A 10,193-nucleotide genomic window follows, 5' to 3' on the forward strand; every position below is an offset into this window, starting at 1 on the left:
GGACATGTCACGGATACGGGCAGCGGTGCTCGGTTCCCCCATCGAGCACTCCCTCTCACCGGTGCTGCACCGTGCCGCCTACCGGGAACTCGGCCTCGCCGACCGTACCTACGACCGCTTCGAGGTCGACGAGGCCGCGCTCCCCGGGTTCGTGGCCGGCCTCGGCCCGGAGTGGGCGGGGCTGTCGCTGACGATGCCGCTGAAGCGGGCGGTCATCCCGCTCCTCGACGGCATCAGCGACACCGCCGCATCGGTCGAGGCGGTCAACACGGTCGTCCTCACCGAGGACGGCCGGCGCCTCGGCGACAACACCGACATCCCCGGCATCGTCGCCGCGCTCCACGAGCGCGGCATCGACGAGGTGCCGTCCGCCGCCGTTCTCGGCGCGGGCGCCACCGCCTCCTCCGCGCTCGCCGCCCTCGGGCGGATCTGCACCGGAGAGGTCACGGCGTACGTCCGCTCGCGGGCCCGCGCCGACGAGATGCGGCAGTGGGGCGAGCGGCTCGGCGTCCCCGTCCGCACGGCCGACTGGGCTGACGCCGCCGAGGCGCTGGCCGCGCCCCTGGTGATCGCCACCACCCCGGCCGGGGCCACCGACGCGCTGGCCGCCGCCGTGCCGGCCGCCCCGGGCACCCTTTTCGACGTGCTCTACGACCCCTGGCCCACCGTGCTGGCCGCCGCCTGGACCGGGCGCGGCGGCACCCTGCTGGGCGGCCTGGACCTCCTGGTCCACCAGGCGGTCCTCCAGGTCGAGCAGATGACGGGGCACGCGCCGGCGCCGCTGGCGGCCATGCGGGCCGCCGGCGAGGCCGCGCTCGTGGCCCGCCACTGACGCCGTCCCGCGCCGCGCCGTGGCCCCCGGCGCGGGCGGATCTTCGTCCGCCGGCCGGTGTACGGCCGTCCGACAGCTGGACCGAGGGCCGGGGACCCGCCGGGACATGGGAGGATCGGGTACGGCGGGTCCGGGCCGCGCACCCGTTCGCGCCGTCGCTGTACCAGGCGCGAGCATGAGGAGCATCGTTGAGCAGGTTGCGTTGGCTGACCGCCGGGGAGTCGCACGGACCGGCGCTGGTAGCGACGCTGGAGGGCCTTCCCGCCGGCGTCCCCGTCACCACGGAGCTGGTGGCCGACCACCTGGCCCGGCGCCGGCTCGGCTACGGCCGCGGCGCCCGGATGAAGTTCGAGCAGGACGAGATCACCTTCCTCGGCGGTGTCCGCCACGGGCTGTCGCAGGGTTCGCCGATCGCGGTCATGATCGGCAACACCGAGTGGCCCAAGTGGGAGACCGTCATGTCGGCCGACCCGGTCGACCCCGCGCTGCTCAAGGAGACCGGCCGCAACGCGCCGCTGACCCGCCCCCGCCCCGGTCACGCCGACCTGGCGGGCATGCAGAAGTACGGCTTCTCCGAGGCCCGCCCGATCCTGGAGCGCGCCAGCGCCCGTGAGACGGCCGCCCGCGTGGCCCTCGGCGCCGTCGCCCGGTCCTTCATCAAGGAAGTGGCCGGCATCGAGATCGTCTCGCACGTCGTGGAACTGGCCGCGGCCAAGGCCCCGTACGGCGTCTACCCGACCCCCGCCGACGTCGACAAGCTCGACGCCGACCCGGTGCGCTGCCTCGACGCCGACGCCGGCAAGGCGATGGTGGCCGAGATCGACCAGGCCCACAAGGACGGCGACACCCTCGGCGGCGTCGTCGAGGTCCTCGCCTACGGGGTCCCCGTCGGCCTCGGCTCGCACGTGCACTGGGACCGGCGCCTCGACGCCCGCCTCGCCGCCGCCCTGATGGGCATCCAGGCCATCAAGGGCGTCGAGGTCGGCGACGGCTTCGACCTGGCCCGCGTGCCCGGCTCGCAGGCCCACGACGAGATCGTCTCCACCGCCGACGGCCTCAAGCGCACCACCGGCCGCTCCGGCGGCACCGAGGGCGGTCTGACCACGGGCGAACTGCTGCGCGTACGGGCCGCGATGAAGCCCATCGCGACCGTGCCGCGGGCGCTGGCGACCGTGGACGTGGCGACCGGCGAGGCGACGGTGGCCCACCACCAGCGCTCCGACGTCTGCGCCGTCCCGGCTGCGGGCATCGTCGCCGAGGCCATGGTCGCGCTCGTCCTCGCCGACGCCGTCGTCGAGAAGTTCGGCGGCGACTCGGTCACCGAGACCCGGCGCAACGTGCGCTCCTACCTCGACAACCTGCAGATCCGGTGACCGGCGGACCACTGGTCGTCCTCGTCGGCCCCATGGGGTCCGGCAAGTCCACGGTGGGCGCGCTGCTCGCCGGCCGGCTCGGCGTCCCCTACCGGGACACCGACGCCGACATCGTCGCGGCCCAGGGCCGGGAGATCTCCGACCTCTTCGTCGACGAGGGCGAGCCGTACTTCCGCGCCCTGGAGCGGCAGGCCGTCGCGGCCGCCGTCGCCGGGCACACCGGGGTCCTCGCCCTCGGCGGCGGCGCCGTCCTCGACGCGGGCACCCGCGAGCTGCTGGCCGGCCTGCCCGTCGCCTACCTGTCGATGGACGTCGAGGAGGCCGTACGGCGCGTGGGGCTCGGCGCCGCGCGCCCGCTGCTCGCGGTCAACCCGCGCCGCCAGTGGCGCGAGCTGATGGACGCCCGGCGCCCCCTGTACACCGAAGTCGCGCGCGTCGTGGTGGCCACCGACGACCGCACCCCCGAAGAGGTCGCCCAGGCGGTCCTCGACGCTCTGGAGTTGAAGGACGTATGACAGACCAGGTGACGCGCATCCAGGTCGGCGCCAGCGCCGGACACGCCGCGTACGACGTGCTCGTCGGGCGGCAGCTGCTCGGCGAGCTGGGCTCCCTGATCGGTACGAAAGCCCGCCGGGTCGCGGTGATCCACCCCGAGGCGCTGGCCTCGACCGGTGAGGCCCTGCGCGACGACCTGGCCGACCAGGGCTTCGAGGCGGTCGCCATCCAGGTGCCGAACGCCGAGGAGGCCAAGACCATCGAGGTGGCGGCGTACTGCTGGAAGGCGCTCGGGCAGTCCGGCTTCACCCGCACCGACGTGATCGTCGGCGTCGGCGGCGGCGCCACCACCGACCTCGCGGGCTTCGTCGCGGCCACCTGGCTGCGCGGGGTGCGCTGGGTCGCCGTGCCGACCACCGTCCTGGCGATGGTCGACGCGGCCGTCGGCGGCAAGACCGGCATCAACAGCGCCGAGGGCAAGAACCTCGTCGGCGCCTTCCACCCGCCGGCCGGCGTGCTCTGCGACCTGGCGGCCCTGGACTCGCTGCCGGTCAACGACTACGTCAGCGGCCTCGCCGAGATCATCAAGGCCGGGTTCATCTCCGACCCGGTGATCCTCGACCTGATCGAGGGCGACCCGGAGGCGGCCCGTACGCCGGCCGGCCCGCACACGGCCGAGCTGATCGTCCGCTCCATCCAGGTCAAGGCCGACGTGGTCTCCAGCGACCTCAAGGAGTCCGGACTCCGCGAGATCCTCAACTACGGCCACACCCTCGCGCACGCCATCGAGAAGAACGAGCGCTACAAGTGGCGGCACGGCGCCGCCGTCTCCGTCGGCATGGTCTTCGCCGCCGAGCTGGGCCGCCTGGCGGGCCGCCTCGACGACGCGACCGCCGACCGGCACAAGTCGGTCCTCGCGGCCGTGGGGCTGCCGCTGACCTACCGCGGCGACCAGTGGCCCAAGCTGCTGGAGACCATGAAGCTCGACAAGAAGTCCCGCGGCGACCTGTTGCGCTTCATCGTCCTCGACGGACTGGCCAAGCCGACCGTCCTGGAAGGCCCCGACCCGGCCGTGCTCGTGGCCGCGTACGGCGAGGTCGCCGCGTGAGCCGCCGCGTCCTGGTGCTCAACGGCCCGAACCTGGGCCGGCTCGGCTCGCGCGAGCCCGACGTGTACGGTGCCACCTCGTACGCCGGGCTCGTCGAGAGCTGCCGCACGCTGGGGGAGGAGCTGGGCTTCGACGTCGAGGTCCGCGAGACCAACGACGAGGGGCAGCTCGTGCGCTGGCTGCACGAGGCGGCCGACGGCAAGATCCCCGTCGTGATCAACCCGGGTGCCTTCACGCACTACTCGTACGCCATGAGGGACGCGGCCGCGCAGCGCACCGCGCCGCTCATCGAGGTGCACATCTCGAACCCGTACGCCCGCGAGGAATTCCGGCACACCTCGGTCATCGCCTCGGTGGCGACCGGGACCGTGGCGGGCTTCGGCATCGGGTCCTACCGCCTGGCGCTGCGCGCGCTGGCGGACGAGATCGCGGCCTGACACCGCCGCTGCGGCCCGGCCCGGCGGTCCTGGTGGACCGCCGGGCCCCCGGGGTCATATAACGTTCTCGCATCAGTCGCCGGAACGAGACGGAGTGGCAGCGGATGCAGCAAGGAGTGGGGGGCGGGGGCGCGGGCTGGGTACAGCCGGGGCCGCATCCCGCGGCGCCCCGGCAGCCGCCGATACCGCCGGCCCAGGGCTGGCCGGGCAACGCCCCGCAGCCGCCCGCGGTGCCCGCGTACCCGGGATCGGCCACGGGCGCGGTGCCTCCCGTACCGGAGCCCACCGGGCACATCCCGCTGCCGCCCGCCGTCCCGGGCACCGGAGGGGCCACCCTCGCCGTCCTGTTGATCGGCCCGGCCGGCGCGGGCAAGACCACCGTGGCCCGGCACTGGGCCGGCACCCGTCCGGTGCCGACCGCCCACATCAGCCTGGACGACGTCCGGGAGTGGGTCTGCTCGGGCTTCGCCGACCCGCAGGCCGGCTGGAACGAGCACTCCGAGGCCCAGTACCGCCTCGCCCGCCGGACGTGCGGATTCGCCGCCCGCAACTACCTCGCCAACGGCATCTCCTGCATCCTCGACGACGCCGTCTTCCCCGACCGGCCCGTCGTCGGCCTGGGCGGCTGGAAGCGGCACGTGGGCCCCGCCCTGCTGCCCGTGGTGCTGCTGCCCGGCCTGGAGATCGTCCTGGAGCGCAACGCGGCCCGCTCCGGCAACCGCCGGCTCTCCGACGAGGAGGTCGCGCGGATCCACGGCCGGATGGCCGGCTGGTACGGATCCGGGCTGCCGATCATCGACAACTCCCACCTCGACGTGGAGGGAACGGCCCGGGCCCTCGACGAGACCCTGGCCCGGGCCATCGCGGCTCCCCCCGCCTGGTAGGAGCGGGGTTCCGGGCGGCGTGCCCGGCGCTCTGCCGCGGCGCTGTCCGGCGGCGCCGCCCGGCCCCGGCCGGACGCGCTCGCCGGGCCGGATGCGCGGGGCGCTCGTACGCTCGAAGACATGTCAGACGTGTACGCCGCCCGCCGGAACCTGCTCCGCGACCGCTGCGCCGTCGCGGGGAACGCAGCCGCGCTGGTCACCCGGCCGGCGAACGTCCGCTACCTGTCCGGGGCCTCCCCGGAGGGGGCCGTACTCCTGGTCGGGCCCGCCGACGACGTGCTGTTCTGCCCCGGGGTCCCGACCGGCGAAGCCGACGAGGGCCGTCTCGACGACCGGCTCGCGGTCTCCGTACTGTCCGGCCCCGGCGGGGACCCCGCCGTCGCGGCCGCCGACATGGCCACCGCCGTACGCGCCGACTCCCTGGCGGTGGAGGAGCACCACCTCACGGTGGGCCGGCACCGCGCCCTGCGCTCCGTGGCGCCCCGGCTGCGGCTGGCCGACCTCGGGACGGCGGTGGAGCAGCAGCGCCTCGTCAAGGACGAGGAGGAGATCGCCTGCCTGCGGATCGCCGCGGAGATCGCCGACCAGGCCCTCGGCGAGCTCCTGGAATCGATCCTCGTCGGGCGCACCGAACGGCACCTCGCCCTCGAACTGGAGCGCCGCCTGGTCGACCACGGGGCGGACGGGCCCGCCTTTCCGACCTCCGTGGGCACCGGCCCGCACTCCGGCCGCTCCCGGCACCGGCCCTCCGACCGGCGGGTGGAGGAGGGCGACTTCCTCACCGTCAGCCTCGGCGCGAACTACCGCGGGTACCGGTGCGAGATCGGCCGTACCTTCGTGATCGGCACCACCCCCGCGGACTGGCAGATCGAGCTGTACGACCTCGTCTTCGCCGCCCAGCGGGCCGCTCGAGAGGCCCTGCTGCCCGGGGCCGCGTACCGCGACGTGGACCACGCGGCGCGCTCCGTACTGGACTCCGCGGGCCACGGCGAGGCCCTGGCCCCGTGGACCGGGCACGGCGTCGGTCTCGAAATCGACGAGGACCCGCAGCTTGCACCTACGGCAATGGGTAAACTGGACGCTTGCGTGCCGGTCACCGTCGAACCGGGGGTTCACCTCCCGGGCCGGGGAGGTGTCCGGATCGATGACACGCTCGTCGTGCGCCCCGAGGCGGACGGCGGTCCCGAGCTACTCACCATTACGACCAAGGAGCTGCTCGCGCTCTAGTCCGCTCCGCCGGACTGTGCGCGCACCCGTGGTCTTCCAGTGCAGGAGAATCCGCAACCGTGGCTTCCACGAACGACCTCAAGAACGGCATGGTGCTGAAGCTCGACGGGGGCCAGCTCTGGTCCGTCGTCGAGTTCCAGCACGTCAAGCCCGGCAAGGGCCCGGCCTTCGTGCGCACCAAGCTGAAGAGCGTGATGTCCGGCAAGGTCGTCGACAAGACGTTCAACGCCGGTACCAAGGTCGAGACGGCCACCATCGACCGCCGTGACATGCAGTTCTCGTACATGGACGGCGAGTACTTCGTCTTCATGGACATGACCACCTTCGACCAGCTGATGGTCGACAAGAAGGCCGTCGGCGACGCCGCGAACTTCCTGATCGAGGGCTTCACCGCCTCGGTCGCCCAGCACGAGGGCTCGGTGCTCTACGTCGAGCTCCCGGCCGCGGTCGAGCTCAAGATCGAGCACACCGACCCGGGCGTCCAGGGCGACCGCTCCACCGGCGGCACCAAGCCGGCCACGCTGGAGACCGGCTACGAGATCCAGGTCCCGCTGTTCGTCACCACCGGCGAGACCGTCAAGGTCGACACCCGCACCAGCGACTACCTCGGCCGGAAGAGCAACTAACCCGTGGCTGCTCGGAGCAATGCGCGCAAGCGCGCCTTCCAGATCCTGTTCGAGGCCGACCAGCGCGGGGTTCCCGTGCGCGAGGTCCTCGCGGACTGGATCCGCCACGCGAGGTCGGACGACCGGCAGCCGCCGGTCGGCGACTTCACGATGGACCTCGTCGAGGGGTACGCCGACAAGGTGGACCGCATCGACGACCTGATCGTCACCTACTCCGTGGACTGGGAGCTCGACCGCATGCCGGTCGTCGACCGGAACATCCTGCGGCTCGGTGCGTACGAGCTGATCTGGGTGGACGGCACCCCCGACGCCGTGGCCATCGACGAGGCGGTCCAGCTGGCGAAGGAGTTCTCCACGGACGAGTCCCCCTCGTTCGTGAACGGGCTGCTCGCCCGCTTCAAGGACCTGAAGCCGAACCTGCGCCGCGGCGAGAGCTGACCGCACGCACGGCACAGCACGGCACAGCACCGCACCGGCAGGACACCGGCGCCCCGCGCCGTACGGAAGGGCCCGCAGCGCACCAACCGCGCTGCGGGCCCTTCCGTCTGCCCCCGATGAGGGCCGCCCTCGCGGGCCACACAGAAAACCGGTGGGTCCCAGGAGCCTCTCGCGAGGTCCCGGAACCCACCGGTAAACGTTTCTGCTGGGCCTGGGCCCGGGGGACTAGGCGTCCTCGTGCGCCACCGCGCGACGCGCGTCAGCGTCCAGGACGCCCCAGCTGATCAGCTGCTCGGTCAGGACCGAGGGGGACTGGTCGTAGATGACGGCGAGGGTGCGCAGGTCGTCCTGGCGGATCGACAGCACCTTGCCGTTGTAGTCGCCCCGCTGGCTCTGGATGGTGGCCGCGTACCGCTGGAGGGGGCCGGCCTTCTCGGCGGGTACGCCCGCCAGGCGCTCCAGGTCGAGCCGGAGCTTCGGCGGCGGCTCGGCCGCTCCGCCGGGAGTCGTGCCCGGCAGCAGCTCCTGCACCGGAACCCCGTAGAAGTCCGCCAGCTCGGCAAGGCGCTGGACGGTCACGGCGCGGTCCCCGCGCTCGTAGGAACCGACCACCACGGCCTTCCAACGGCCCTGGGACTTCTCCTCGACACCATGGAGGGAAAGGCCCTGCTGGGTGCGGATGGCGCGGAGCTTGGCCCCGAGCTGTTTGGCGTATTCGCTGGACATAACGCTCCCGGACGCTGTGACGCTGTGACGACATGGACAACGTGCGGCTCCGCCGCGTGGCTGGTAACTCACTGTGAGGTTACGCAGCGTTACTTGGATGCGTCAAGCCGAATGCTCCCCGCCAGCCCCTTACGAGGCGCCCCGGGAGCCCCGCGGGAGCCCTCCCGCCCCAGACCGGTGCCGGGGCGCCGACCTGCCCCTGGTACCGTGTGAGGCGTACATCAGACGTCCTTTAAGGTCCGTCCCGTGAGGCGGAGAAGGAGGTCCTTCCATGGACGCTCAGAACGCCGCCCAGACGACCACCGCCCAGACCGCCGCGCACGACCGGGACATGCGCCCCGTGCTCGACGCACAGGACATCGCCCGGGTCCTGACCCGCATCGCCCACGAGATCGTCGAACGCGCCAAGGGCGCCGACGACGTGGTGCTCCTCGGCATTCCCACCCGCGGTGTCCACCTCGCCCGCCGGCTGGCCGCCAAGCTCGAAGAGATCACCGGTACGAAGATCCCTGTCGGCTCCCTCGACATCACCATGTACCGCGACGACCTCCGGATGAAGCCGGCCCGCGCCATCGGCCGCACCGAGATCCCCGGTGACGACCTCGACGGCCGCCTCGTCGTCCTCGTCGACGACGTGCTCTTCTCCGGCCGCACCATCCGCGCCGCCCTCGACGCCTTGGGCGACCTCGGCCGCCCCCGCGCCGTTCAGCTCGCGGTCCTCGTCGACCGGGGCCACCGCGAGCTGCCCATCCGCGCCGACTACGTCGGCAAGAACCTCCCGACGTCGCTGCGCGAGACCGTCAAGGTCCAGCTCCAGGAGGAGGACGGCAGAGACGCCGTGCTGCTCGGCCAGCGCACCCCCCAGGCGACCGGGCAGCAGTAGCCCGCACCGGCCCGGGCCCCCTCGCGGGCCCGCGCCGAAGTCTGCCCTGCCGCACGTCGGCCACGCCCGTCAGCCTGCCTGCCCTCCCGACCTACGGAGCCATCCAGATGAAGCGCCACCTCATCTCGGCCGCCGATCTCACCCGCGACGACGCCGTCCTGATCCTCGACACCGCCGAGGAGATGGCCCGCGTCGCGGACCGGCCGATCAAGAAGCTGCCCACCCTGCGCGGCCTCACCGTCGTCAACCTGTTCTTCGAGGACTCGACCCGCACCCGGATCTCCTTCGAGGCGGCCGCCAAGCGGCTCTCCGCGGACGTCATCAACTTCTCCGCGAAGGGTTCCTCGGTTTCCAAGGGCGAATCCCTGAAGGACACCGCCCTGACCCTGGAGGCCATGGGCGCCGACGCCGTCGTCATCCGCCACCACGCCTCCGGCGCCCCCTACCGGCTGGCGACCTCCGGCTGGATCGACTCCGCCGTCGTCAACGCGGGCGACGGCACCCACGAGCACCCCACCCAGGCCCTGCTGGACGCCTTCACCATCCGCCGCCGCCTCGTCGGCCGCGACGCGGGCCTCGGCAAGGACCTCGACGGCCGCCGGGTCACCATCGTCGGCGACGTCCTGCACAGCCGGGTGGCCCGCTCCAACGTCCAGCTGCTCCACACCCTGGGCGCCGAGGTCACCGTCGTGGCCCCGCCGACGCTGGTCCCGATCGGCGTCGGCAGCTGGCCCTGCGAGGTCTCGTACAACCTCGACGAGGTGCTGCCGAAGTCCGATGCGGTGATGATGCTGCGTGTGCAGCGAGAACGCATGAACGCCGCCTTCTTCCCGACCGAGCGCGAGTACTCCCGCCGGTACGGGCTCGACGGCGACCGCATGGCGAAGATGCCCGGGCACGCCATCGTGATGCACCCCGGCCCGATGAACCGCGGCATGGAGATCACCGCCCAGGTCGCCGACTCCGACCGGTGCACGGCCGTCGAGCAGGTCGCCAACGGCGTCTCCACCCGGATGGCCGTCCTCTACCTGCTGCTCGGAGGATCCGAGCCCGCCGTTGCCACCGGCAATGCCCCCGCCCCCGCCGCCTCCCGCCCGTCGCCCGCCACCACCCCTGAACGAGGCGCTGAGCGCCGTCCCTTTGATGCCGAGGAGAGCAAGTAAA

12 protein-coding genes are annotated in these 10,193 nt (G+C 72.9%); 11 read left to right on the forward strand and 1 reads right to left on the reverse strand.

Annotated elements, in window-relative coordinates; genetic code table 11:
- Positions 1-4 precede the first annotated feature (4 nt).
- From OTB16_RS24300 to nusB, 9 genes are all read left to right on the forward strand, one after another.
- On the forward strand, positions 5-832 hold the full coding sequence (locus tag OTB16_RS24300; protein ID WP_267722865.1) for a shikimate dehydrogenase: 828 nt from the start codon (positions 5-7) through the stop codon (positions 830-832).
- A gap of 188 nt (positions 833-1,020) precedes the next feature.
- A complete protein-coding gene (aroC, locus tag OTB16_RS24305; protein ID WP_267722866.1) occupies positions 1,021-2,205 on the forward strand; it encodes a chorismate synthase in 1,185 nt (394 codons plus the stop codon).
- Complete coding sequence (locus OTB16_RS24310) at positions 2,202-2,720, forward strand: shikimate kinase (RefSeq protein WP_267722867.1); 519 nt, start codon at positions 2,202-2,204, stop codon at positions 2,718-2,720. Before aroC ends, OTB16_RS24310 begins: the two co-directional genes overlap by 4 nt.
- Positions 2,717-3,808, forward strand: coding sequence for a 3-dehydroquinate synthase (aroB, locus tag OTB16_RS24315; protein ID WP_267722868.1), 1,092 nt, complete (start codon positions 2,717-2,719; stop codon positions 3,806-3,808). The genes OTB16_RS24310 and aroB overlap by 4 nt, the downstream gene beginning before the upstream one ends.
- The gene (gene aroQ, locus OTB16_RS24320; protein ID WP_267722869.1) at positions 3,805-4,245 is read left to right on the forward strand and encodes a type II 3-dehydroquinate dehydratase; all 441 of its coding nucleotides are present in this window, start codon (positions 3,805-3,807) and stop codon (positions 4,243-4,245) included. Before aroB ends, aroQ begins: the two co-directional genes overlap by 4 nt.
- A 104-nt stretch (positions 4,246-4,349) precedes the next feature.
- Entirely contained in the window at positions 4,350-5,129 is a 780-nt protein-coding gene (locus tag OTB16_RS24325) for an AAA family ATPase (RefSeq protein ID WP_267722870.1), read from the forward strand.
- A gap of 120 nt (positions 5,130-5,249) precedes the next feature.
- The gene (locus OTB16_RS24330; RefSeq protein ID WP_267722871.1) at positions 5,250-6,356 is read left to right on the forward strand and encodes an aminopeptidase P family protein; all 1,107 of its coding nucleotides are present in this window, start codon (positions 5,250-5,252) and stop codon (positions 6,354-6,356) included.
- Positions 6,357-6,415: 59 nt separating this feature from the next.
- The gene (efp, locus tag OTB16_RS24335) at positions 6,416-6,982 is read left to right on the forward strand and encodes an elongation factor P (protein ID WP_267722872.1); all 567 of its coding nucleotides are present in this window, start codon (positions 6,416-6,418) and stop codon (positions 6,980-6,982) included.
- 3 nt (positions 6,983-6,985) lie between these two features.
- Positions 6,986-7,420, forward strand: a complete 435-nt coding sequence (gene nusB, locus OTB16_RS24340; protein ID WP_267722873.1) for a transcription antitermination factor NusB — start codon at positions 6,986-6,988, stop codon at positions 7,418-7,420.
- Between the two features lie 225 nt (positions 7,421-7,645).
- Here the strand turns inward: nusB and bldD are convergent, their stop codons facing one another.
- Positions 7,646-8,146, reverse strand: a complete 501-nt coding sequence (gene bldD / locus OTB16_RS24345) for a transcriptional regulator BldD (protein WP_030841550.1) — start codon at positions 8,144-8,146, stop codon at positions 7,646-7,648.
- A gap of 271 nt (positions 8,147-8,417) precedes the next feature.
- On the opposite strand from bldD, the gene pyrR reads away from it, so the two are divergent.
- Both pyrR and OTB16_RS24355 read left to right on the forward strand, forming a co-directional pair.
- Positions 8,418-9,029, forward strand: coding sequence for a bifunctional pyr operon transcriptional regulator/uracil phosphoribosyltransferase PyrR (gene pyrR / locus OTB16_RS24350; protein WP_267722874.1), 612 nt, complete (start codon positions 8,418-8,420; stop codon positions 9,027-9,029).
- A 107-nt stretch (positions 9,030-9,136) separates the two neighbouring features.
- Entirely contained in the window at positions 9,137-10,192 is a 1,056-nt protein-coding gene (locus tag OTB16_RS24355; protein ID WP_267722875.1) for an aspartate carbamoyltransferase catalytic subunit, read from the forward strand.
- Position 10,193 lies beyond the last annotated feature (1 nt).

The sequence above is a fragment of the Streptomyces antarcticus genome (assembly GCF_026627255.1).
GTDB classification, from domain to species: Bacteria; Actinomycetota; Actinomycetes; order Streptomycetales; family Streptomycetaceae; genus Streptomyces; species Streptomyces antarcticus.

Excerpts from the sequence above, each read along its gene's own strand:
- aroB (WP_267722868.1), top strand. The coding sequence starts at position 2,717 with ATGACAGACCAGGTGACGCGCATCCAGGTCGGCGCCAGCGCCGGACAC.
- OTB16_RS24300 (WP_267722865.1), top strand. The coding sequence starts at position 5 with ATGTCACGGATACGGGCAGCGGTGCTCGGTTCCCCCATCGAGCACTCC.
- OTB16_RS24325 (WP_267722870.1), top strand. The coding sequence starts at position 4,350 with ATGCAGCAAGGAGTGGGGGGCGGGGGCGCGGGCTGGGTACAGCCGGGG.
- bldD (WP_030841550.1), bottom strand. The coding sequence starts at position 8,146 with ATGTCCAGCGAATACGCCAAACAGCTCGGGGCCAAGCTCCGCGCCATC.
- OTB16_RS24330 (WP_267722871.1), top strand. The coding sequence starts at position 5,250 with ATGTCAGACGTGTACGCCGCCCGCCGGAACCTGCTCCGCGACCGCTGC.
- pyrR (WP_267722874.1), top strand. The coding sequence starts at position 8,418 with ATGGACGCTCAGAACGCCGCCCAGACGACCACCGCCCAGACCGCCGCG.
- OTB16_RS24355 (WP_267722875.1), top strand. The coding sequence starts at position 9,137 with ATGAAGCGCCACCTCATCTCGGCCGCCGATCTCACCCGCGACGACGCC.